This window comes from Streptomyces africanus, from assembly GCF_002150735.1.
GTDB lineage: Bacteria > Actinomycetota > Actinomycetes > Streptomycetales > Streptomycetaceae > Streptomyces > Streptomyces africanus.
The window spans coordinates 327-24,525 of record NZ_MUKA01000122.1; the positions used below are offsets into that span (position 1 = coordinate 327).

Below are 24,199 nucleotides of genomic sequence, written 5' to 3' on the forward strand. Positions count from 1 at the left end.
CAACTACTGGGGCTACAACACGATCGGTTTCTTCGCCCCGCACAACGCCTACGCCTCCTGGGGCGACCGGGGCCAGCAGGTGCTGGAGTTCAAGTCGGCGGTGAAGGCACTGCACGAGGCCGGGATCGAGGTGATCCTCGACGTGGTCTACAACCACACCGCCGAGGGCAACCACCTGGGCCCGACCCTGTCCTTCAAGGGCCTGGACAACTCGCGCTACTACCGGCTGACGGACGACCCCCGCTACTACATGGACACGACAGGGACCGGGAACTCCCTGCTCATGCGGTCCCCGCACGTACTCCAGCTGATCATGGACTCGCTGCGGTACTGGGTCACGGAGATGCACGTCGACGGCTTCCGCTTCGACCTGGCGGCGACGCTCGCCCGGCAGTTCCACGAGGTGGACCGGCTGTCGTCGTTCTTCGACCTGGTGCAGCAGGACCCGGTGGTCTCGCAGGTCAAGCTGATCGCCGAGCCGTGGGACGTGGGCGAGGGCGGCTACCAGGTGGGGAACTTCCCGCCGCTGTGGACCGAGTGGAACGGCAAGTACCGGGACACCGTGCGGGACCTGTGGCGGGGTGAGCAGCGCACCCTCGCGGAGTTCGCCTCGCGGCTGACCGGTTCGTCCGACCTGTACCAGGACGACGGGCGGCGCCCGCTGGCCTCCATCAACTTCGTGACCTGCCACGACGGCTTCACCCTGCACGATCTCGTGTCGTACAACGACAAGCACAACCAGGCCAACGGCGAGGACAACCGCGACGGCGAGAGCCACAACCGGTCCTGGAACTGCGGGACCGAGGGCGAGACCGGCGACCCGGACGTGCTGCGGCTGCGGGCCCGGCAGATGCGGAACTTCATCGCGACGCTGATGCTGTCCCAGGGTGTGCCCATGATCAGCCACGGCGACGAGTTCGCCCGCACCCAGCGCGGCAACAACAACGCCTACTGCCAGGACAACGAACTGGCCTGGGTCGAGTGGCCGGCGGACGGCGAGGACGGCGAGGACACCGAGGGGGGCCTGCGCCGGGAGCTGCTGGCCTTCACGCGCGCGATGGTGTGGCTGCGCCGGGACCACCCGGTCTTCCGCCGCCGGCGCTTCTTCCACGGCCGGCCCGTGGAGGGCACCCACGACGACCTGTCCGACATCGCCTGGTTCACCCCCGAGGGCCGGGAGATGACCCAGCGGGACTGGGACTCGGCACGGGCCTCGGCACTGACGGTGTTCCTCAACGGCAACGCGATCTCGGAGCCCGGCCCGCGCGGGGAGCGCATCACCGACGACTCGTTCCTGCTGATGTTCAACGCCTCCCCCAAGCCGCTGGAGTTCCTGGTTCCGGTCAACCACGGGCGGCAGTGGCAGGTGGTCGTCGACACGGCCCGCGCGGACGGTGTGCCGCCCGGCACGGGCCCGAAGGTGCAGGCCGGGGACCGGCTGACGCTGGCCGACCGGAGCATGACGGTGCTCCAGCGGCCTGTGTAGCCGCGACCGGCGCGTCGCGGTGGCGGCCTCGGTCCGCCCCGGCGCGTCGCCCGGACAGAGGCACTCGTCCGGGCGACGCGCGGCGCACCTGGCGCGGGCGATGACACGAACGGCGGCAGGGCGGGTACGTAGCTCTGCATGACACCTGAGCGACCTGACCCGGCGGTGCCCACGGCCACGTACCGGCTGCAGTTGCAGCCCGAGTTCCCGTTCGGGGCCGCGGCGGCCGTCGTGCCGTATGTGGCCTCGCTCGGCGTCTCGCATCTGCATCTGTCCCCCGTCCTGGAGGCCGTGCCGGGCTCGGGGCACGGCTACGACGTCGTCGACCACGCGCGCGTGCGCGAGGAACTGGGCGGCGAGGAGGGACTGCGGGCGCTGGCGCGCACGGCGCGCGAGCACGGGCTCGGCCTGGTGGTGGACATCGTCCCGAACCACATGGCCATGTCCCCGCGCCACAACCGCGCCCTGTGGGAGGTGCTCCGCGAGGGCCCGAAGTCGCCGTACGCGCGCTGGTTCGACATCGACTGGGAGGCCCAGAACGGCCAGGTCCTGCTGCCGGTGCTCGGCGGGCCGCTCGGCGAGGTGCTCGGGGAGCTGCGCGTCGACGGTGACGTCCTGCGCTACTACGACCACGTGTTCCCGCTGCGCGAGGGCACCGAGGACCTGCCGCTGCCGCACCTGCTGGACGCGCAGTGGTACCGCCCCGTGTGGTGGCGGCTGGCCCGCACCGAGCTCAACTACCGGCGGTTCTTCAGCATCTCGGAGCTGATCGGGGTGCGGGTGGAGGACCCCGAGGTGTTCGAGGCCACGCACGACAAGATCCTCCAGCTGCTCCACGAGGGCGTGATCGACGGGCTGCGCGTCGACCACCCCGACGGGCTCGCCGACCCCGACGGCTACCTGCGGCGGCTGCACGAGGCGACCGGGGGCCGCTGGACGGTCGTGGAGAAGATCCTGGCCGACGGTGAGCGGCTGCCGGCCTCCTGGCCCGTCGTGGGCACCACCGGCTACGACGCCCTGCGGCACGTGGACGGGGTCTTCACGGACCCTGCCGGGTTCGGGGAGCTGCTGGGGCAGTACCGGCGGTTCGCGGCCCCGCAGACGGACCGGGGCGGGCAGTGGGAGGCGACGGTGCGGCGGGCGGCGTACAAGGTCCTCACGCACGAGCTGGCGACCGAGACCGACCGGCTGGTGCGGGTGGCGGCCCGGCTGTGCGCGACCTCGCCGGAGCCGGCGCTGCGCGACCGCGCGCCCTGGGCGCTGCGCACCGCGCTCCAGGAGCTGCTCGTGCGGATGGAGGTCTACCGGCCGTACGAGTCCGTCGACGCGGCGGCCGTGGTCACCGAGGAGGCCGCCGCCGAGGCCCGGCTCGCCTTCGCCGTGCCCGAGGAGGCCGGTGCGGTGGACGTCGTACGGGACCTCGTGCTGGGGCGGTACGGCGACGGGCCCGCGCAGGTGGAGTTCCGGACGCGGTTCGCGCAGACCTCGTCGGCCCTGCGGGCGAAGTCCGTGGAGGACACGGCGTTCTACCGGTACGTGCCGCTGCTGTCGGCGACCGAGGTGGGCGGGAATCCGGGCGGTCCGGCGCTGTCGCCGGAGGAGTTCCACGCGTACTGCGCGCGCGTGCAGCGCGACTGGCCGGCGACCGGGACGGTCGCCTCGACGCACGACACGAAGCGCAGTGCCGATGTCCGGGCGGCGCTGCACGTGCTCACCGAGTGCCCGGACCGCTGGGCGGACGTCCTCACGGAGGTGACCCGCACCGGGGAGGGCGTGCCGGACGCGCAACTGGCGTGGGCGGCCTGGCAGACCGTGTTCGGGCTCGGCCCGGCGTCCGGGGCGCGGGAGCGGGTGCAGGGGGCGCTGCTCAAGCACGTGCGCGAGGCGGGCCTCTTCACCAGTTGGACCGAGCAGGAGCCGCCGTACGAGGAGGCGGTGGCGGGGTTCGTTGCGGCCGGGCCGTGCGGGGCGCCGGGTGAGCGGATCGCCGCGTTCCGGGACTCTGTCGGGCCGCACATCCGGGCGAACGTGCTGGGCACGGCCTTGGTCCAGCTGACGATGCCGGGGGTGCCGGACGTCTACCAGGGCACGGAGGCCGAGTCCCGGGCGCTGGTCGACCCCGACAACCGGCGGGCGGTGAGCTTCCCGCCCGAGGAGTCCGACGGGACGTCCGGGGAGAAGATCGCGGTGACGCGGGCGGCCCTGGGGCTGCGGGCACGACGCCCCGACGCCTTCGGCGACACGGCGACGTACCAGCCGCTGCCGGCACAGGGCCCGGCCGCGGCCCACTGCCTGGCCTTCGCCCGCTCCGGAGAGGTGGTGACGGCCGTGACCCGCCTGTCGCTCCGGCTCGCGGAGGCGGGCGGCTGGCAGGACACCCGCCTGCCGCTGCCGCCGGGGCGCTGGGCGGACGCACTGGAACCGGCACGGGAGTTCACCGGCCACGCGCGCGTGGAGGAACTGTTCGAGCGGCTGCCGGTGGCGTTGCTGGAGCGGGTCGGAGAGTGAGTCGGGCGGCTGGTCGTCAGGCCACCGCCGTGCCGTCCTCAGAGCAGTCCTCGTACGCGCGCAGCGGTGCCGCGGGGGCCGCGCGTGGGTGGGGCCAGGCCGAGCGCAGCAGGGTCACGAAGGCCTCGGCCGCTCCGGTCGGGGGGAGGCGGGAGAAGACCGTCAGCGTGCGCTTCCAGGGCGGGTCGGGGGTGAGGACGACACAGTCCTCGCCGACCGCGTCGCGGACGAGGTGGGCGGGTGCGGCGCAGACGCCGACACCGGCGGCGGCCATCCGTACCGCCGTCGAGGTGTGCTCGGTGAACACGGCGGTGCGCGGGCTGAAGCCGGCCCGTCCGCACGCCCAGTCGAGGAAGCGTTCGCCGTGGACGACGGGTTCCATGGCGCAGCGCACCCAGGGGCGGTCGGCGAGCTCCGCCAGCGTCACCGTCGTACGGCCGGCGTAACGGTCGTTGAAGGGCACCACGAGGACGATGTCCTCCTCGCCGGCCGGCACGACGGTGCCCGGCCAGTCGGCGGGTGCCGGGCCGACGGCCAGGTCGGCGGTGCCGCGCTCGACCTGTTCCTCCAGGGCCTCGGACGTCGCGTACTCGTGGAGACGCAGCAGCACGCGCGGATGGGCGGCGCGCCAGCGGGCGAAGACGTCCGGGAGGACACCGACCGCGACGGAGTGGACGGCGGCGACGTGCAGTTCGCCGCCCTCGGCACCGGCGGCGGCGCGGGCCGCGCGGCGGGCCTGCGCGGCGCTGCGCACGGCGAGTTCGGCGTGCGGCCGGAAGGCGCGTCCCATCGGCGTCAGGCGCACGCCGCGCGGCATGCGCTCCAGCAGCGCGCCGCCGACCGACCGTTCCAGGGCCTTGATCTGGTGGGAGAGCGCCGGCTGCGAGACGTGCAGGAGCTCGGCCGCGCGGGTGAAGGACGCCTCCTCGACGACGGTCAGGAAGTACTCCATCTGCCGCAGGCTCATGATCGGCCGCCTCTCCCATAAACGCCCTGCATCGATTCCACAAGAACATTGCCTTGGACTTATGGCAAGGGCCGGGCGGACGCTGAGGGCATGAACTCACCGGACGTCATCGTCATCGGCGGCGGCACGGGCGGTTACAGCACCGCCCTGCGCGCCGCGGCCCTCGGTCTGGACGTGGTGCTCGTCGAACGGGACAAGGTCGGCGGGACGTGTCTGCACCGCGGCTGCATCCCGAGCAAGGCGATGCTGCACGCGGCCGAGCTCGTCGACGGCATCGCCGAGGCACGCGAGCGCTGGGGCGTGAAGGCGACGCTGGACGCCGTGGACTGGCCGGCTCTGGTCGCCACGCGCGACGACATCGTGTCCCGCAACCACCGGGGCGTGGAGGCGCATCTCGCGCACGCGGGGGTGCGGGTGGTGAGGGGCAGCGCGCGGCTGACGGGGCCACGCTCCGTTCGGGTGGCGGGCGTGGACGGCGAACCCGGCGTGGATGACCTCTCCGCGCGCCGTGGGCTCGTGCTCGCGACCGGCTCACGGCCGCGCACGCTCCCGGGGCTCGCACCGGACGGGCGGCGCGTGGTGACGAGCGACGACGCGCTCTTCGCGCCCGGGCTCCCGGCGTCCGTGCTGGTGCTCGGAGGCGGTGCGATCGGCGTCGAGTACGCCTCGTTCCACCGCTCCCTGGGCGCCGACGTCACCCTCGTGGAGGCCGCCGACCGGATCGTGCCGCTGGAGGACGCCGACGTGAGCCGGCATCTCACCCGCGGTCTGAAGAAGCGCGGCATCGACGTGCGGGCCGGCGCCCGGCTCCTGGACGCCGAGGTCCTCGACGACGGCATCCGCGCACGCGTGCGTACCGCCCGGGGCGAGACCCTCACGGTCGAGGCGGAGCGGCTGCTCGTGGCGGTCGGGCGGGCCCCGGTCACCGACGGCCTGGACGTGGCCGCCGCGGGCCTCACCACGGACGAGCGCGGTTTCGTCGTACCGGCCGACTGGGACCGGCTGGAGACGGCCGTGCCCGGCGTCCACGTCGTGGGCGACCTGCTGCCGCCGCCGTCGCTCGGACTGGCCCACGCGTCGTTCGCGGAAGGGCTGCTGGTGGCCGAAACCCTGGCGGGCGTGCCGTCCGCGCCCGTGGACTACGCGGCGGTGCCCCGGGTCACGTACTCGTCGCCGCAGACCGCGGCCGTCGGTCTGAGCGAGGCCGAGGCACGCGCGCGCGGTCATGAGGTGGAGGTCGACAGCATGCCGCTGACCGCCGTCGCGAAGGGCATGGTGCACGGGCAGGGCGGCATGGTGAAGGTCGTCGCCGAGGCCGGCGGCGGACGCGTGCTGGGCGTGCACCTGGTGGGACCGCACGTGTCGGAGATGATCGCCGAGAGCCAGCTGATCGTCGGCTGGGACGCGGAGCCGTCCGACGTGGCCCGGCACGTCCACCCGCACCCGACCCTGTCGGAGGCGGTCGGCGAGGTGTTCCTGACCCTGGCCGGACGCGGGCTGCACCAGCAGTGACACCGCGCCGGTGACGCCACACGGGCCACGGTGACGCACACGGTCCGGTGCACCACCGCACACCGTCCGGTGCACCACCGCACACCGCCCGGTGCGCCCGCCGTGCACCCGGCCGGCCATGCTTCCGGGCGCCCCCTGGAGCCTCCCCCGTCGGGCCCTTGACACCGCACCATGGCCGTGGGGTACTGCGATGGCGAACTCGGGCGGATGTGACGGGGGTGAGTGTCCTGCCGGAGCTGCGCTACCCGACGGTGGCCGAACAGGTCTCAGCCGCCCGGGCGTTGACCTCTCGTCGGCCCGGGCTGTGCACCCTGCGGCAGGTGGGTGCCTCGCGTGCGGGCAGACCTCTGCACCTGCTGTCGGTGGGCCGCGCCCCCCGTGCCGTGCTGGTGGTCGCCGGCGCCCACGCCAACGAGCCGACCGGCTCCTGCACCCTGCTGGCACTCGCCCGACGTGTGCTGGAACTGCGGGAGTTGCGCGACGGCATCTCCTGGCACTTCCTGCTGTGCGCGGACCCCGACGGGGCGAGCCTGCACGTGACGCCGGCGCCGCGCAGCCTGTTCGACTACCACCTCGGCTTCTTCCGCCCCGCGGGCCCGGAGCAGCCGGAGTGGGCGCCGTCCGTGCTGCCGCCCGACCGGCTGCCGCCCGAGACCCGGGCCCTGACCGGCGTCATAGACGAGCTGCGCCCGTACCTCCAGGTGACGCTGCACGGCACGGACCTGGGCGGCAGCTGGGTGCAGTTGACGAAGGACGTGCCCGGGCTGGCCGAGCCGTTCGCCAAGTCCGCGGCGGAGCTGCACATCCCGGTGGAGACCGGCGCCTCGGACGCCGCGGGCTGGCCCGCCTCCGGGCCGGGCGTGCACGTCATGCCCCCGCCGGAGGCCGGGCCCGCGTACCCGAGCCTGCCGGACGACGCGCGGCGCAGCACCTGGTACCACGCCCACCGCTACGGCGGTCTGACCGCGGTGGTCGAGGTGCCGATGTGGGCGAGCGACCTGGTGGACGACCCGGCTCCGCATCCGGCCCCGGCGGCGGCGATCGGGCGGCTCGCGGGACGGCTGCGACGGGACGCGCTGGAGGTGACGCGGGTCCTCGACGGCGCGCTGCCCCGGCTCGCGGACCTGGACGGGCCGTTGCTGCGGGCCGCGCGGTGGGGGCTGGAACTGGTGCCGGGGCTGGCCGACGACCTGGTGCACACCCCGCCCGCCGACCGCACCCGGGCGTACGTCGGCAGCGTGGACGCGTTCGCCCGCCGGGTGCCTTTGCGGGCGGCGGCGATGCTGCGGCGGGTGCTGCGCGGGACCGACGACCGGGCGGCCGGGCAATTGGAGGAACTCGTGGAGACCTGGAGCGACGCGTTCGCGGAACGCTTCCGGGCCCGCTGGGTGCCGTTGGAGCACCAGGTCGAGCACCAGTCCCGCACGGTGGTCGCCGCGGCGCTGCACGCGCGCGCGGGGACGTCGTAGCCACCGGCCCCGCCCGCGCCGTCATGGCGGCGTCACTCCCGCTGGATCGGCACCGCCGCCCCCGGCTCCCACCCTGGCTCGTCCGGGCGGGAGCACGCGCGCGTGTGCCGCGCGGCCAGTTCGAAGGCGGCGAGCACGACGCGCGCCTGGTACTCCGCCTGCCGCGCCACGGGGATCCAGCGCGCCCCGCAGTTCTCGCGGTAGTCGGCGCACCACTCGTCGATCAGCCGGTCCAGCTCCGCAAGCGCCCCCGCCGGGTCGTGCCCGGCGGCCCGCACGAGCTGGTGCAGGAGCCCGGCGGTGCGCAGGGCCAGCCGGCGCCCGGAGATGCGCAGGGCGGCGAGGTGGGCGGTGCTCAGCGGCGGCAGGGGGTGGGCCGCGCCGTCGCCGGTGTCGGGGTCCCAGGCGTCGGCGAGTCCGGGGCAGACCAGTAAATAGTCGTCGACCGGGGCGAGCAGGCGCGCCGCGTCGGGCACGGCGGCGAGGTGCGGCCGGACGCGGGCCAGGAGGTGCCGCAGGAGCCCCGTGTCGTGGCGCAGGGTGCGGCTCACGGCCCGCAGCACCGCGTCCCGGTCGGCGGGCGGGGAGCCGTCCGTCACGGCCGCCACGCCCCACATGGGTGCCTCGACGACCGCGGTGACGGTGCCGTGCCGGTGCGGGTGGAACCACGTCGACTCGACGGCGGCCTCCGTGATGGCCGCGGCGAGGCCGGCCGGGCGCGGCGGCGGGATGCGGTAGACGGCGGGTCCGAGGCCGGGCCAGTACAGGGCGTCGTAGGCGCCGAGTTCGCGGGGGACGCCGAGCCGGGCGGCGATGTGGGCGAGGCGCCGGCCGAGGCCGGGCAGGTCGTCGGTGAGCTCGACGAACCCGCCGCCGACGTCGACGCCGTGCAGGGAGCACTGGAGGAACGGCCGCAGCTCGTCCTGGACGTCGAGCAGCGCGCGGGTCTCCGGCAGGGCGGCGCCGGCCGCGCCGTCGGGCAGCCACTCGGGCTGCTCCAGGAAGCCGGGCCGGAAGAAGTTCCGGAAGTACTGGCCGAGTGTGTACGGGCCGGTCAGCCAGCCCTCGTTGCGGCGCAGCCCGTCCGGGTCGAGGGACAGCAGCAGGTTCCAGGTGGCGTCGGCGCCCTCGGTGAGCCGCGGATCGGCCAGCGCCCGCTCGGCCAGGCGCAGCACGGTGGCGCCGCCCACGGGTTCGTTGGCGTGGGGTCCGGCGACGACGAGGGCCTGACGGCTGCCGTGGCCGACGGAGAGCAGCCACAGGGGCGTGCCCGCCCGGGAGGTGCCGATCCTGCGCAGCCGGGCGTCTCGCGGGTGGCGGGCGACGAGTGCGGCGGCCCGGGCGCCCAGTTCGTCGACGGTCGGGTAGCGCAGGAGGGGCGGCAGGGCACACCTCCCCGATGCGGTGCCGTCGCTTCACCAGCTGTACATGGCGTAAACACAGTCAGTCACGACTTCAGGGGTACGTCAACACCGTGGAACGCAATGGGTTTTGAGCCACTCCCCAAGGAGCGACAGCCGGTAAATCCAAGGCCAGAGCTAAGGCGCGGCTCGGTTTCCGGTCAGCCGACCGCGTCGGCGGTGATCGGTCAGCCGGCCGACAGCCGGAACGTCATCCGCCCGAACCCGACCTGGTCGCCCTCGCGGACGACGGCCGCGCCGACGACGCGGCGTCCGTTCACCGTCGTGCCGTTGGTGGAGCCGAGGTCGCGCAGGACCCACATGCCGCCCTGGTGGCGGAGTTCGGCGTGGACGCGGGAGACCGTCTCGTGGTTGAGGCGCAGTCCGCTGGCGGGATCGCGGCCTATGCGCAGCGGGTGGCCGTGCGCCGGGTGGGGCAGCAGCAGCTTGGGCAGTTTCTCGGCCCGCCAGGCCCCGCGCAGCCGTACGGTGAATCCGGAGACCGCCTCCACGGTGCCGAACACCAGGCGGGAGAACCGGCTCTCCGTGAGCAGGTCGGCGGTGAGCACGGCGAGCTCGTCCGGGCGGCGGGCGGCGAGTGCCAGTTCCATGCGGTGGATGAACGTGTCATGGGACAGGCGGCCCATCGCGACGCCGTCACGGAGCACCTTCAGCGCCCTGTCGCGCTCCACGTCGGAGAGCCGCGCGGGGTAGGTGTTGAACTCGAAGGACGACGTCACGTTCGTGATTGTCGGGCAGTGCGGCCGGGCTGTCCAGGAAACGGGAAAACGCCCGCCACGCGCGCGTACCTGCCGAGACCCGCCGCAAATGGGTGGATGCACCAGCGGATTGATCGCGTTTGACGCACCATGGACGGGCTACATCACGGTGAGCAGACGAAGGGGAACCGTCCGTGCAGTTCGAGGTGTGGGCACCGCAGGCAGGCCGTGTGACGCTCCAGTGCGACGGCGTCACACGCGCGTTGGAACGCGATCCGGAACGGGCGGGATGGTGGCGGGGCGAGGCGGACGCGCGCGACGGGTCCCGGTACGGCTTCGCGCTGGACGACGGTCCCGTACGGCCCGATCCGTGCTCGCGCCGGCAGCCGGACGGCCCGGACGGGCTGAGCGCGGTCGTCGACCACGAGCGCTACGAGTGGCGCGCGCGGTGGCGGGGCCGGCCGCTGGCCGGCGCGGTGCTGTACGAGCTGCACGTGGGCACGTACACGCGCGAGGGCACCCTGGACGCGGCCGCCGAGCGGCTCGGCCATCTCGCCGAACTGGGCGTCACGCACGTGCAGCTGATGCCGCTGTGCCCCTTCCCGGGCACGCACGGCTGGGGGTACGAGGGCGTCTCGCTGTGGGCCGTGCACGAGCCGTACGGCGGGCCCGAGGCGCTGAAACGCTTCGTCGACCGGGCCCACGAACTGGGCCTGGGCGTGGTGCTCGACGTGGTGCACAACCACTTCGGCCCGTCCGGCAACTACCTGCCCGTCTTCGGGCCCTACCTCACCGACCGGCATCACACGCCCTGGGGCGCCGCGGTCAACCTGGACGCGCCCGGCTCGGACGAGGTGCGCGCGTTCCTGATCGGCAGCGCGCTGGCGTGGCTGCGCGACTACCGGATCGACGGACTGCGCCTGGACGCGGTGCACGCGCTGGTGGACACGCGCGCGCTCCACTTCCTGGAGGAACTGTCGACGGCCGTGGACGCCCTGGCCGCCGAGGTGGACCGGCCGCTGTTCCTGGTCGCCGAGACGGACCTGAACGACCCGCGGCTCATCACCTCACGGGACGAGGGCGGCCTCGGGCTGCACGCGCAGTGGAACGACGACTTCCACCACACCCTGCACACCACGCTGACCGGCGAGTCGCAGGGCTACTACGCCGACTTCGCGCGCGCTCCCCTCGCCGGGCTCGCCAAGACCCTCACCGGCGGCTACTTCCACGACGGGACGTACTCCAGCTTCCGGGAGCGGCACCACGGGCGGCGCCTGGACCGTACGCGGGTGGCCGGGCACCGCCTGCTCGGCTACAGCCAGACCCACGACCAGGTGGGCAACCGCGCCCAGGGTGACCGCCTTTCGGCCCTGGTCTCCCCCGGGCTGCTGGCCTGTGCGGCCACACTGATCCTGACGGCTCCGTTCACACCGATGCTCTTCATGGGCGAGGAGTGGGCGGCGGGCACGCCCTGGCAGTTCTTCACCGACCACACCGACCCGCAGCTGGCGGACGCCGTACGGCGGGGCAGGCGGCGGGAGTTCGCCGCGCACGGCTGGAAGGAGGAGGACGTGCCCGACCCGCAGGACCCGGCGACCCGGAACCGCTCCTGCCTCGACTGGTCCGAGCCGGAACGCGAGCCCCACGCGCGCGTGCTGTCCTGGTACCGGCAGCTCCTCGCCGTGCGCCACGAGCAGCCCGACCTGACCGATCCCGACCTCGCCGACACCAAGGTCGCCTACGACGAGGAGCGCCGCTGGATCGCCTTCCGGCGCGGGGACGTCCTCGTGGCGGTGAACCTGGCGCCGGAACCGGCCGCGCTGCCGCTCGGCGTCCCGCACGCGCGCGTGCTGGCCGCGTGGGAGCCGGTGGAGACCCCCGGGGCGGACGGGGTGGTGCGGCTGCCCGCGGAATCGGCCGTGATGCTCGTCCAGGACTAGGGCCTGTCTGACAAATTCCCGTCGTCCGCCCGAAGGGCGGGCTCCGCGGCGTCTGGTGCGTGCGATCGCAAGGCTCCGGAGCGCCCTCGATGGGGGTCCCCCCGCGCGAGGTTGTTCGAGCGTGGGGGAGGAGCCACGTGGGCGGTTCGGCAACGCGGCGAGCGTGCGTGCCAGGCGTCGCGGAGCAGGCGGGAATTTGTCAGACGGGCCCTAGCGTCAGGAGGGGTCAGCCGAGCTTCGCGTCCTGTGCCTCGATCACGGGCGCCAGGAGACCCGGTCGCGCGATGAAGGCACCGCCCACCGCCGTGTAGACGGCGATGACGTCCGCGTGGCGTACGACGGTGGTGCGGATCGGCCTCGACGCGCCGCCCTCGACCGTGACGACCCCGCGGTAGGCGAGGGCCTCGTCGCCGACCGCGGGGGTGTCCTCGGGCTCGAACGGGTCGTACAGTTCGCTGGTGCCGTTCGCCTTGGCGGTGAAGCCGAGGGAACAGCCCTGCACGGCGTCGGCGAGGAGGGTGTCCATGGCCGTCACGGCCATGCCCTGGCCGTAGGTGGCGAGGGTGACGTAGATCCGGGTGCCGGGGGCCTCCTCGGTCGTGACGACGCGGCTGAGGAAGGCCTGCGGCCTGCCGAGGGGCAACTGGTGCGTCATGGCCGCCAGCGGCGTGCAGGACGCGTCGCCGGTGATCTCCTGCGCGGACCTGGCGAAGACGGACTTCCCCTCGGCCGGGTCGAACTCCCGCACCGAGTAGCCGGTGCCGAGGTCGGCCGGGGCGACCAGGAGCCTGGTGATGCGTTCCGCCGGGGTCGGCTGCCGCGCCGGGGAAGCCGTGGCACCGGGCTCGGGCCGGGCGGCGGTGCCGGAGCAGCCGGTCAGGCACGTGAGGGCGGCGGCCAGCAGGGACACGGCCGCGACGGCGCGCTTCATGGGCGGAGGATAGCCGTACGGCACACGGCAGCCCGCGCCGCTACAGGGCGTCGTCCGTGTCCCGGAGGTCCGTGACCCTTTCCAGCAGGATCGGCTCCCAGGCCCGGCGCAGCTGTGTGCGCAGCGGGGTGAGCCGGCCCGTGTCCCGGCCCGTGAGGGCCTCGGCGAGGTGGACGACCGTGTCGCAGCGGGCCAGCCACAGGCCGCGCAGGCAGGGGCGGGCGCCGTAGCCGGCGAGGGTGGCGGCGCGTACGGCGGCGGGTGAGCCGACGGCGAGCGCGAGGCCCGCGATGTCCTCGGCCGGGTCGCCGACGACCGCGCCGGCCCAGCCGAGGACACCGCGCACGCGTCCGTCGGCGCTGACCACGAGATGGCCGCCCGTGAGCGCGTGGTGGGTGAGGACCGCCGAGCCGGACTGCGCGGCGAGCTGGGCCGCGGCCGGCGCAGTGAGCTGGTTCAGGCGGGCGGCGTCGAACTCGTCGGCGTCGGCGAGGCGTTCGGCTGCGCGTACGGCGGCCCGGCGCAGCGCCTCCAGGGAGCGCGGCGCGGCCCGCGGCACGCCGAGGGTCTCGGCCTGCCGGACCGGCACCTCGCGCAGCCCCGAGAGCAGCCCGGCGAGGTCGGCCTCGCCGACGGCGGACACGTCGTGCTCCTCGCCCGAGCCGCCCGGCAGCTTGGTGTCCAGCGTGTAGGTCAGTCCGGCCGCCCACTCGCCGTGCGCCACGCTGACCGGCACCGCCACCGGGACGTGCGGGCGGACGAGGTCGCGCAGGCGCAGTTCGCGGCGCTGGCGCACGGTGGCGTCGCGGTCGGGGGCGAGGCGCAGCACATGGCGGGTGCCGACCCACCAGGTGGCCGGGGCGGCGCCCTCGGCGGCGGGCCGGATGTCGGGGCCCCTGCCCCGCTCGGGCTCCCTGCCGCTCCTGCCCCTCTTGCCTTCCTGGCCGTCCTTGCCGCCGTCCTTGAGCAGGGAACGGACCAGCCGGCGGACGGTGTCCGCGGTGGGTGTCGGTGCCTGGGTCATGGTCGCGCCGTTGCCGTTCGGGAGGCGTGTGGTGGACATCGGTGCCGTCACCCCACTATGACCAGCTCGCGGGAGGTGGTGTTCAGACGCCGCCCGCCGTCCTCGGTGACCGTCACGATGTCCTCGATGCGCACGCCGAACCGGCCGGGCAGATAGATGCCGGGCTCCACGGAGAAGCACATGCCGGGCACGAGGGGCCGCTCCTCGCCCTCGATCATGTACGGCGGCTCGTGGGTGGTGACGCCGATGCCGTGTCCGGTGCGGTGGATGAAGTACTCGCCGTAGCCGGCGGCGGCGATGACCGCGCGGGCGGCCCGGTCCACGTCCTGGCAGGCGGCGCCCGGCCGCACGGCCTGGAACCCCGCCTCCTGGGCCTCGCGCACGATGTCGTGCACGCGGCGTTCCTCGTCGGTGGGTGCGCCGACGTGGACCGTGCGGGAGGTGTCGGAGCCGTAGCCGTCCTTCAGTCCGCCGAAGTCGAGGACGACCATGTCGCCGCGTTCGATGACGCGGCCGCCGGCCTCGTGGTGCGGGTTGGCGCCGTTCGGTCCGGAGGCGACGATGGTGAAGTCGACCTGCTCGTGCCCGTGCCGGCGCAGCAGCCGGTCGAGGTCCGCGGCCACCTCCGATTCCCGGCGGCCGGCGAAGGGGACGTTCCGGATCTCCTCGAACGTCGCGTCGGCTGCGGCTCCCGCGGCCGTCATGAGCTCCAGCTCCGCCGCGTCCTTGACGGCGCGGAGCATCGGCAGGGCCTCGGTGAGCGACGTGTAGGAGCTGCCGGGCACGGCCTGCTGCAAGGCCAGCAGGTGCAGGGCCCAGGCGTTGTCGCTGATGCCGAACCGGCCGGAGGCGTCGAGCAGGGCGGCGGTGGCGGCGTAGGGGTCCTTGCCGTCGGTCCAGTCGCGCAGGGCCAGGGCGGGCGCGCCGGCCGCCTGCTGCGCGTCCGGGGCCTCCAGCGCGGGGACGACGAGGACGGGGTCCTGCCCGGCGGCGAGAACCAGCAGGGTGAGCCGTTCGGTGACCGCGGGGGGCGTGTAGCCGGTGAGCCACACCAGGTCCGGTCCCGGGGCCACCAGCAGGCCCGCGAGACCGGCCTCGGCGGCCGTCCGCGCGGCGCGCTCCATACGGGCCCGGTAGTCGTCGGCGGTGAAGGACGCGGCCGTGCTTCCGGTCATCCGGGCCTCCCAGGGACGGACGAAGGGGCTACGGGCAGCATCCTGCCCGGCCGGAGGGGGCGGCGCGAGCGGTCTGCGCACTTCGCCTGAGCATCGACGCTAATGGCAGAGCATTGCCCAGGCATTAGATGTAATGCCTGGATGCCGGCCATCCATTAATCGTCCGGTCGTCGTGGGGGCGCGAGCGACGAGATGCCTCAGGTGGCGACAGCCGGTACGACCGTCAGCTGCCGGTAGCCGCCGCTGCGGTGCCGCACGGTCAGTTTCACCTCGGCGCCGGGACGGGCGCGGGCGACGGCCCGGGCCAGGTCGGCGGCCGTGTCGATGCGGGTCGTGCCGAAGACGAGGAGCAGGTCACCGCGGACCAGGCCCGCCTCCTGAGCCGGCCCGGGGACATGGAGCCCGACGACCAGGGCCCCCGGCTTCCCGGCGTCCATGACCTCCACGCCGAGGGTCACGGCGGCGGGCTCGGACACGGCGGCGGACGACGAGGGGCCGGCCGGCGACGGTGTGTGCCGCCCTCGCGGATCGATGCCCGCGCCCTGGCCGATCACGGTGGCGCCCATCGCCCCGAGGCCGATCCCGGACAGGACCAGGACCACGCCGGCGAACCCGGCGAACAGCACGTTGAGCAGCCGCCGCCAACGACGGCGGGCGGTGTGCGGGCGGGGCCGTGACGGGCCGGACCCCGTCGCCGACGCCGCACCGGCGGGTTCCTGACCCGGCATCGGCTTGGGTCGCAGCGCGGTCTGATGCGGAACGATCATGGCTGGTGCTCTACCCGGCACTCCGGCGCGCGATGAGCCACGAACGAGTGAGAATGATCCGGCCTCCCTGCCGCCGGGGATGCCGGAACGACGGCACGGCTCGCACCGCACCCGGCGTTCCGGATGCGGTGCGAGCCGTGGCCGCGGCACCGGTCAGGCCGGTCAGCCCGTGTGGCCCTCCCCGTGGCCGCCGTGGGCACCGCCGTGGTCGAACTTCAGCACCTGCGCGGGCATCACGACGAAGGGCCGCATCATGCCCATGTCCTCGTGCTCCAGCAGATGGCAGTGGTACATGAACCGGCCGTGCGCGCCGTCGAACTTCCCCATGACGCGCAGCAGCTGGTTCCCGGGCACCCGGAAGACGTCCTTCCAGCCGCGCTCGTTGGGCGCGAGCGGGAGGGAGGTGCCGGCGTCGTACCGGATCGGCGCGCGAGTCCCGCCCACGGCCGGGTCGAAGCCCGACACGTCGTAGGCGTCACGGCCCAGGAGCTGGAAGTCGGCCAGATGGATGTGCATGGGGTGGACGATGGGCGCGAGGTTGAGGAAGCTCCACTGCTCGTGGCTGCCCTCGGCGATGGTGTGTCCGAGGGCGTCGTTGAACGTCCGTGCCGTGCGCCGGTACGTCCTGGTCGTGCCGTCGGGGCCGGTGATCTGGATGACGCCGTCGGTGGGGACCTGGATGTCGCCCGGGTTCTCGACCTCCGCCATCTCCCAGATCTCGGGATGGCCGCCGGCGCCCTTCGTGGCGGGCGGGGTGAGGACGACCAGGCGGTGGCCGTGTCCGATGTCGTGGGTGAGGCGGCGGAAGGAGCCGGAGAGCACCGTGGGCAGCTCGAAGGTGTCCGGCTCGCAGGTCTGTCCGATCCGGAACTCCATGACGTCCGGATACGGCACGTCGCCCGCCGGGTCCGGCACGCCCGGCGGCTGGTTGCGGCCCTTGTTGACCAGGCGCAGGGTCCGGCCCGCGAGCCCGCGGAAGTCGGCCAGCAGGTCGAAGCGCTCGGCCGGGGCCGCGGTCAGCGCCGGCAGGCTTTCGTCGAAGTCGACCGGGACGGGTCGCGGCAGCAGTCCGCCGTCGCTGCCGATCTGGTGGAGGACGCCCGGGACCGGGTTGTTCTCCTCGTCGACGAGGACGAGGTCGTAGATGCGCGCGTTGGAGGCGTTGACCAGCCGGAACCGGTACCAGCCGGACTCCACGTCGGCGTACGGCCAGATCCGGCCGTTGACCGTGGTGTACGGGCCGGTGAACGGGATGGAGACCGGCTTGCCCGTCTCCGGGTTCGCGTCCTGGACGATCACCGTCTTGTGCAGCAGCCGGCCGTTGAGGCGGCCGTCCTCGTCGGTGTCGAGGTTGCGGTCGGCGAGCAGCAGCGGGATCTCCCGCTCCCCGCGCGGGAGATGCAGGGCGTCCTCCTCGTCGTCACGGACGAGGTAGGTGCCGTACAGGCCCGCCATCACGTTCCACCGGGTGATGTTCATGGCGTGGTCGTGGTACCACCACTGCACCGCCTGGTGGTCGTTCGGGTACTCGGAGAGCTGGGCGTCGCCGAAGGCGACCGCGTTGTCGGCCCAGCCGTCGTTGCCGCCGCCGGTCTGCGCGCCGTGCAGGTGGGTCACGGACCAGGCGGGCAGGGCCGCGACGTCCTTGTTCGGTTCGACTCCGTCGCGCCCGGGCTCGGTGCTCGCCTGCGGGCGGCCGTCCCGGCGCAGCTTCACCTCGACGGAGGTGACCGGGTACTGGCTGTCCTTCGGGATGCGGTTGGTCCATGCGATGCGCACGCGCTGCCCGCGCCGGACCTCGATGGTCGGGCCCGGCACCTGGCCGTCGTAGCCCCACATCAGGGTCGGCGGGAGCTGCGGGTGCAGGCGCACCCAGGCGGGGCGCAGAGCGATCTCGGTCTCGCGCAGGACGTCGCCTGAGGCGGGACGCAGGACGGGCGGGACGGGCAGCGGCGCGATGTACGGCGTCAGTTCGGCCGGTGCGGGTGCCTGGTCCCGCGTGTCCATGGCGTCGGCCGGCTTGTCGATGATGTCGGTCAAGGTGAAACCCCCCGTGCGGTGCGTTGTCTGTTCCTCTCACTCAGGAAGACCCCCGGCGCACCACCGGGGGTTCCGTCATGTCCCGTTCCGAGTCGATCTGGCCGGAAAGCGCCGCCTCAGCGGAAGGCGGGCACGGCCGGCGGCCGGTCCGGGAGGAAGCCGTGGGCGCGGCGGGAGAGCCACTCGTCCTTGTAGCGGTCCACCTCGCGATGCCAGTTGAGGATGCCCGCCATCCAGTTCCGCAGGTCCGTCACATACGTCGCCATGGCCGCGCGCGCTTCCTCCGTGAGCTGGAAGTCGTCGTACAGGATGGGCAGTTCGTGCGCGACGACATGCTCGAACTGGCGCATGCGCTGGCTCATCAGGTCGTGCACGATGCCGAGCCCGGTCGGGTAGTCGCAGCCGAAGAAGGTCTGCACGACGAGGATCGCGTTGTGGATCTCGCCCTCGAACTCGATCTCCTTCTGGTACGAGAAGACGTCGTTGAGGAGGCACGCGAAGTCCATCGCGGCGTTCTCCAGGGAGCGGACCGGGCCGCTGCGGTAGACCTCGGGCGGGACGGCCGGGCCGTGCCCCATCCGGCACAGGCTCAGCGTGAGGTCGGAGCCGAAGGTCGCCCTGCGCATCTCCAGGTAGTCGACCGGGTCGGGGACGCGGTTCTGGAGCTGGTTGGACAGCTCCCACACCCAGCTCTCGGTCATGACGTTGATCGCGTCCTTCAGGGTGCGCCGCGCCTCGGGCGTCATCTCCGCGGTGGTGCGCAGCCACAGGTCGAGCAGTCCGCGCTCCATGGCGTTGACCGGGAGCAGCGGCTCAGCGCCGTCGATCGGCATGCAGTCGGACAGGCGGGCCGTGGTCAGCCGGGCGGCGGCCAGGTCGCGGCGGTGGCCGTAGACCAGCGGGTAGTAGTCGTCGCCGTAGGTGCCCCAGGCGAGCCACTGCGCGCTGAGGTCGAGTGCCTCGGGCGTGGCGTCCGGGTCGAGGCCCGCCGAGCAGAGCGCGAGGTCGTAGGCGCGGAGCTTGTCCTCGTCCCAGACGCCCTCGGCGAGGATGCCCATGCGCTCCACCCAGTCGCGCAGACTCCGGCGGGAGTTGTCCAGGTGCGGGCTGAGCTCCAGCGGGAACGGCATGCGGATGTCGGGGATCCGCGACGGCCCTACCTTCTGGTACGGCACGTGCGTGTAGGACCGCAGCCGCTCCGCGCCGGCCGCGGCGAGCAGGGCCCGGACGTCGGCGGCGGAGGTGCCGATGCCGGTGCATCCCGGCCACGGGCCGCCGCCGCGCGCCGCGTTCTCGTTCATGTAGCGGCTGGAGCGCAGATGCCACTCGTGGCCGCCGGACTGCCAGTCCTGGAGTCCCTTGGTGTACGCCGCCACGGCCGCGACCTCGCCGGGCGTGAGGCCGTTCTCCAGGGCCACCGCGGGCACTTCGGTGAACGCCGTGTGCTCGAACTGGTGGAGGCGGGAGGTGAGGACGTCGTTGACGGTGTCGGCGGCCTCCTGGGTGGTGCAGCCGAAGAAGGTCTCCAGGACGAGCACGCCGTTGCTGTTCTCGCCCTCGTCCTCGACCTCCCGCTGGTAGGAGAACAGGTCGTTGCGCAGGTGCACGGCGTCGGAGAACGTCTCCATGAGCACCCTGAGCGGCCTGGACTCGGCCACGGGCGCGGGCACTTCGGCCGTCGCGTACTCCACGAGGCCCGCCGACCAGGGGGCGCCGCCCACCTTGCGGCGCATCTCGATGTACTCGACGGGGTTGGCGATCCGCCCCTCGTTGATGTTGGACAGCTCCCACAGGGACTCGTTCAGCAGGTGCTCGGTCGCCACGGCGAAGCGGCGGCGCCAGTCCTGCGACATCGTCGGCACCGTACGCGCCCACAGATCGGCGAGACCCGCCTCGACCGGGTTCTCCGGCTCCGGTACGGGAGTCGAGAGGTCCAGCGGCATGAAGAGGGGCAGCCGGTCCAGGTGGGCCTTGCCGGCGACGCGGTCCTGGCTGCGCTTGTACTTCTCCAGGAAGTGGTCGTCGAAGAAGAAGACCCACACATACCAGTCGGTGATGAGGGAGAGGGCGGGGCCGTCGCAGTCGGGGTGGGTGTAGGCGCAGAGCAGGCCGTAGTCGTGCGCGTCGAGGTCGGCCTGGTCCCAGACGCCGGAACCCTCCAGCATGCCCATCTCGCGCGCCCACTCGGTCGAATGGGCCCGGGCCTCGTCGAGATGGGGGTTCAGCCGCGCGGGATGCGGCATGTAGAAGTGCGGGAGTTCGAACGGCTGCGTCATGGCCGGGCCCTACCCGGCGCCTCGCGGCGGCATCCGCGGGGCCGGACATGATCACACCATCGCGTGAATCGGGGCCGAATGCGGGAGTTCTCGCCGGAGCATGTGGGCCCCCTAGGGAGTCCGGACCTGGATCAGCGCGTGCGTGCCGCTGGTGCGCCAGCGCTGGTCCTCCGCCGCGACGAGTTCCGCCTCGGTGCGGGCGTCGAGGCCGGTGATCACGTCGGACTTGAGGGTGCGCAGGGCGGCGACGGGGCCGGGGAAGTACGCGGTGACGCCGGGGAACGGCGTGGTCGGGGCCCAGAGCCGGTCGCCCACCAGACGGCGGTAGTTGAGGTCGCCCTTGACGACGGTGAGCGTGGCCGAGGCGAAGTCGGCGCGCAGGCCGGCGGGCATCGCCTCGTACGGCAGCGGGGCGCAGGAGAAGGGGTGGGCGCGCAGGGTCAGGCGGCCGTCGGCCAGGGCGGCCCACAGGCGCTGTCCGTACTCGGCGGCCGCTCCCCCGGCGCCTGTGAGGCGGCGCAGGGCGTCGACGACGTCGGCGGTGGTCGCGTCGGAGACGTAGTACGGGTAGGGCTTGACGTGCAGGACGGCCCGTCCGATGCGCCCGTGGGCCAGGAGGTGGGCGATGAGGAGCAGGTCGGGGACGAGCTCGCGGCCCGCGTTGTCGGCGACCAGGCACAGGGTGCCCGTGCCGGCGCTGCCGAGCAGGGCCCACAGACGGTCGCTGTCGTCGGCCACCAGTCCGGGGGCGGCGTCGGCGGCCCGCGCGCCTTCGGCGGAGAGACGGAAGCCGAGGTCGGCGCGGTTGCCCCAGAGGGAGCCGTGCAGCAGGGCCTGCGCCTGTTCGCCGGCGGTCCGGCCGGCGAGGTCGTCGAGCGCGGCCAGTTCCTCGTCGGTCTCGCGGGAGTCGAGTTCGGCCCGTTTGAAGGGGCGGAAGGGGTCGATGCCCTGCCAGGGGCCGGGGCCGAAGTAGCCGACGGCTTGGAGCAGCCGGCGGTAGAACCAGCTCTCGGACCAGAGCCACGGCACGTCGAACCAGGACCGGCCGGCGTACTCGCGCAGTCCCCAGCTCTCCCAGAGGTCGCGGTCGTGCGCGTCGGCGGGCAGCGGTTCGATCTCGCCCTTGGTGCAGTTGGCCAGCAGGTCGTCGAGCGCGCGGTGCTGCCAGGGCTCGTAGGGGAAGGCCTCGCGCACCTGCCGGATGATGGCAGGGTGCCGCTCGGCGAGCACGCTGTGGGGGAAGGAGCCCGGCTGGTCGCCGAGGAGCACGGGTGCGGAGGGGATCTCGGGCATGCGGCTCACCGTAACGCGCGGGCACCCCGCCCTGGCCAACCTGACCGGCGCCTCGGCCGGGCCGGACAGTCCTGCCCGAGACCGTCAGACCGGTGCCAGTTCGCGTTCCAGGCGGGCCGCCAGGCTCAGGTAGCGGGCGCGGCGGGTGACCGGGACCAGGCCGCGGATGAGTATGTTCCACATCTCGGCCGTCCGGCGGGGCTGGCGCGCGACCGGCTCGCGGGAGCGGCCCACGACCCGGGTGCCGACGAAGAAACAGACCAGCGAGTGGGCCACGACGTCGACATCGATGTCCGGGTGGACATCGGCCTCCTTGACCGCGCCGACGAGCCGGGCCGTGACGATGTCCAGCCACTCCGTGAACGGATGGCTCAGCGGCGGCCGGGGCCGGATCTCCCCGGTGGCGAGCCGCAGTCCGGCCCTGAGGACCGGGTCCTCGACGGACATGCGGGTGATGCCGAACGTGAGGCGCATCAGCGCCTCCAGGGACGTATGGCCCCGATGGTCGGTCTCCGCCGCCAGCCGGCGGGCGGTGTGCGACTGAAGTTCGAGGATCGCGTGCGCGAGATCCTCCTTCGCCGCGAAGTGGAAATACAGGGCGCCCTTGGTGACCTGAGCGTGCTCCACGATGTCGCTGAGACTGGTCGATTCGTAGCCGCGACGGTCGAACAGGTCAGCGGCGGCCGTGATGATCGTCGAGCGGGTCTGCTCGGCTCGCAACTGCCTCGCCATCGACTGAACTCTCCTGGGACAGAAATGAACGGGTCATGCCGTTTGTTTTTACCCCCCGTACACGATAACTCACCCTCAGACGGCGTACACCACACCAGTATGCCGGAGTGCGGGTGCACATCCGGCAAAACAATCGCAACTGGTGAAAGAAAACAGCGCGTTCGGTATCTAACTGTGGGGGTTGTGCGGCCGCGCGTAAAGACGGGCCGGCCGGTGCCCCATCCGCACCGGCCGGCCCGCCCGCTCGTGAGCTGCCCGTTCAGCGTCCTCGTCGGCCGAGGACCGGGAGATTCAGAAGGATCAGAAGGTCAGCTTCCAGCCGTTGAGCGTGCCGGTGTCCTGCGCCGCGGTGTCCTGGACCCGCAGCTTCCAGGTGCCGCCCGCGCTCTCGCCGGAGGCGTTCACCGTGTAGGTGGTCTTCACGTCGTCGGCGGAGTCCGAGGCGGCGGACTTCAGACGGTACGCCGAACCGTCCGGCGCGACCAGGTCGATGACGAGGTCGCCGCGGTAGGTGTGGGTGATGTCGACGCCGACCTGGAGGGCGGAGGGGGCGTTGCCGCTGCGGCCGGTGACGCTGATCGGCGACTCGATCGCCGCGCCGTTGTCCGGGATGGCGACGGCGGTGGTGCTGGAGAAGGTCGTGCCGGTGGACGAACCGCCCTTGACGGCCTGGACCGTCTTCGCGGCGTCCGCGAGGCCCGCGCCGCAGCCGCCGGAGCAGGTGCCCGGCAGCGGACGGGCGTTGGCCTTGATGGCCGACTCGATCTGGGCCGGAGTGAGGGCGGAGTTGGCCGACTTCATCAGGGCGGCGAGGCCCGCGATGTGCGGGGTGGCCATGCTGGTGCCCTGGTAGTAGGCGTAGCTCTCGCTCGACGGCGTCTTGGTGCCGGAGTTCAGCGTGGAGAGGATGCCGCCCGCGGTGGAGGTGCGGGTCTCGCCGCCGGGGGCGGAGATGTCCACGAGTGAGCCGTAGTTGGAGTACGAGGCCCTGCTGCCGGCGCGGTTGGTCGCGGCGACCGCGATGACGTTGTTGCAGTTCGCCGGGGAGGCATTGGAGACGTTCTGGTTCTCGTTGCCGGCCGCGACGACGACCGCGGTGCCGCGGTTCACGGCGCCGTTGATGGCGCTCTGGGTGGCGCTGGAGCAGGCGCCGCCCCCGCCGAGGCTCATGTTGATGACCTTGGCGACGTTGGTGTTGGCGGGCACGCCGGAGACGGTGCCGCCGGACGCCCAGGTGATGGCGTCGATGATGTCGGAGTCGTAGCCGCCGCACTTGCCGAGCACGCGGACGGGCGAGATCTTCGCGCCGTGGGCGATGCCGGCGATGCCCTTGCCGTTGTTGGTGGCGGCGGCGATGGTGCCGGCCACGTGGGTGCCGTGCCAGGAGGAGCCGGAGGCCGGGATGCCCTGGCCGCACTCGTCCGCGTTGTACCAGTCGCCCGGGTCGGCCGGGTTGCTGTCACGGCCGTTGCCGTCGACGGAGACGGCGGTGTCGGAGATGAAGTCGTAGCCGCCGACGATGTTCGCGGCCAGGTCGGAGTGGGTGACGTAGCCGGTGTCGATGACGGCGACGGTGACGCCGCTGCCGGTGGCGGTGTCCCAGGCGGCCGGGACGTTCATGCCGGCGGTGGACTCGAACAGGTCCCACTGCTTGCCGTAGTCGGTGTCGTTCGGGGTGGCGGTCGGCTTGTTCAGGCGGTCCGGCACGACGTAGGCGACCTGCGGGTCGGCCTGGTACTGGGCGACGACGTCGGCGACGTCCGCCCGGGCGGGGTGGGTGCCGAGGTCGACGAGGGCGGCGCCGGTGCCGAGGCGGCGCTGGAAGTCGACGTCCTCGCCGGTCTTCTCGGCCTTGGCCGCGGCGTCGGCGGCGGCGGCCTTGTCGGACTTCGCCTCGGTCGCGCCGGACTTGTAGCCGACGATGAGCCGCTCGGCCGGGGTGCCGGGGGCGGCCTCGGTC

At 73.2% G+C, this 24,199-nt stretch carries 17 protein-coding genes; 5 read left to right on the forward strand and 12 right to left on the reverse strand.

Annotated elements, in window-relative coordinates; translation table 11 throughout:
* Together glgX and treY are read left to right on the forward strand one after the other, a co-directional pair.
* Window positions 1-1,486, forward strand: a 1,486-nt coding sequence (glgX, locus tag CCL05_RS17610; protein WP_244204310.1) for a glycogen debranching protein GlgX, incomplete at its 5' end; no start/stop codon positions are given.
* Window positions 1,487-1,624: 138 nt separating this feature from the next.
* Window positions 1,625-3,994: a malto-oligosyltrehalose synthase gene (treY, locus tag CCL05_RS17615; RefSeq protein WP_086561458.1), complete on the forward strand. Its 2,370-nt coding sequence runs from the start codon at window positions 1,625-1,627 to the stop codon at window positions 3,992-3,994.
* A gap of 16 nt (window positions 3,995-4,010) precedes the next feature.
* Here treY and CCL05_RS17620 read toward each other — a convergent pair whose 3' ends face one another.
* Entirely contained in the window at window positions 4,011-4,961 is a 951-nt protein-coding gene (locus CCL05_RS17620) for a LysR family transcriptional regulator (protein WP_086561459.1), read from the reverse strand.
* Window positions 4,962-5,051: 90 nt separating this feature from the next.
* Here CCL05_RS17620 and lpdA point away from each other — a divergent pair, with 90 nt between their 5' ends.
* Window positions 5,052-6,473 carry a dihydrolipoyl dehydrogenase gene (gene lpdA, locus CCL05_RS17625; protein WP_086561460.1) on the forward strand — a complete coding sequence of 474 codons (1,422 nt, stop codon included), beginning with the start codon at window positions 5,052-5,054 and terminating at the stop codon, window positions 6,471-6,473.
* A gap of 218 nt (window positions 6,474-6,691) precedes the next feature.
* A complete protein-coding gene (locus tag CCL05_RS17630) occupies window positions 6,692-7,942 on the forward strand; it encodes a M14 family zinc carboxypeptidase (protein WP_086561461.1) in 1,251 nt (416 codons plus the stop codon).
* Window positions 7,943-7,974: 32 nt separating this feature from the next.
* Here the strand turns inward: CCL05_RS17630 and CCL05_RS17635 are convergent, their stop codons facing one another.
* Both CCL05_RS17635 and CCL05_RS17640 read right to left on the reverse strand, forming a co-directional pair.
* A complete protein-coding gene (locus CCL05_RS17635; protein WP_086561462.1) occupies window positions 7,975-9,327 on the reverse strand; it encodes a M14 family zinc carboxypeptidase in 1,353 nt (450 codons plus the stop codon).
* A 203-nt stretch (window positions 9,328-9,530) separates the two neighbouring features.
* Window positions 9,531-10,082 (reverse strand): DUF1707 and FHA domain-containing protein, encoded by a 552-nt coding sequence (locus CCL05_RS17640; RefSeq protein ID WP_086561463.1) that lies wholly within the window; start codon window positions 10,080-10,082, stop codon window positions 9,531-9,533.
* A 173-nt stretch (window positions 10,083-10,255) separates the two neighbouring features.
* On the opposite strand from CCL05_RS17640, the gene treZ reads away from it, so the two are divergent.
* The gene (gene treZ / locus CCL05_RS17645; protein ID WP_086561464.1) at window positions 10,256-12,001 is read left to right on the forward strand and encodes a malto-oligosyltrehalose trehalohydrolase; all 1,746 of its coding nucleotides are present in this window, start codon (window positions 10,256-10,258) and stop codon (window positions 11,999-12,001) included.
* Between the two features lie 226 nt (window positions 12,002-12,227).
* On the opposite strand, the gene CCL05_RS17650 is transcribed toward treZ, so the two are convergent.
* The 9 genes from CCL05_RS17650 to CCL05_RS17690 all read right to left on the reverse strand — a co-directional run.
* Window positions 12,228-12,932, reverse strand: coding sequence for a hypothetical protein (locus tag CCL05_RS17650; protein ID WP_143589906.1), 705 nt, complete (start codon window positions 12,930-12,932; stop codon window positions 12,228-12,230).
* 40 nt (window positions 12,933-12,972) lie between these two features.
* On the reverse strand, window positions 12,973-13,956 hold the full coding sequence (locus CCL05_RS17655; protein ID WP_086561472.1) for an aminoglycoside phosphotransferase family protein: 984 nt from the start codon (window positions 13,954-13,956) through the stop codon (window positions 12,973-12,975).
* Window positions 13,957-14,003: 47 nt separating this feature from the next.
* Window positions 14,004-15,131: an aminopeptidase P family protein gene (locus CCL05_RS17660; RefSeq protein ID WP_086561466.1), complete on the reverse strand. Its 1,128-nt coding sequence runs from the start codon at window positions 15,129-15,131 to the stop codon at window positions 14,004-14,006.
* Between the two features lie 197 nt (window positions 15,132-15,328).
* Entirely contained in the window at window positions 15,329-15,898 is a 570-nt protein-coding gene (locus CCL05_RS17665; RefSeq protein WP_086561467.1) for a PDZ domain-containing protein, read from the reverse strand.
* A gap of 162 nt (window positions 15,899-16,060) precedes the next feature.
* Complete coding sequence (phsA, locus tag CCL05_RS17670) at window positions 16,061-17,905, reverse strand: O-aminophenol oxidase PhsA (protein ID WP_086561473.1); 1,845 nt, start codon at window positions 17,903-17,905, stop codon at window positions 16,061-16,063.
* A gap of 149 nt (window positions 17,906-18,054) precedes the next feature.
* A complete protein-coding gene (cyc2, locus tag CCL05_RS17675; protein WP_086561468.1) occupies window positions 18,055-20,214 on the reverse strand; it encodes a germacradienol/geosmin synthase Cyc2 in 2,160 nt (719 codons plus the stop codon).
* A 111-nt stretch (window positions 20,215-20,325) separates the two neighbouring features.
* Window positions 20,326-21,507, reverse strand: a complete 1,182-nt coding sequence (locus CCL05_RS17680) for a damage-control phosphatase ARMT1 family protein (protein WP_086561469.1) — start codon at window positions 21,505-21,507, stop codon at window positions 20,326-20,328.
* An 84-nt stretch (window positions 21,508-21,591) separates the two neighbouring features.
* Entirely contained in the window at window positions 21,592-22,239 is a 648-nt protein-coding gene (locus tag CCL05_RS17685) for a ScbR family autoregulator-binding transcription factor (protein WP_086561470.1), read from the reverse strand.
* 300 nt (window positions 22,240-22,539) lie between these two features.
* Window positions 22,540-24,199: S8 family peptidase (locus tag CCL05_RS17690; protein WP_086561471.1), on the reverse strand; the 1,660-nt coding region annotated here is incomplete at its 5' end.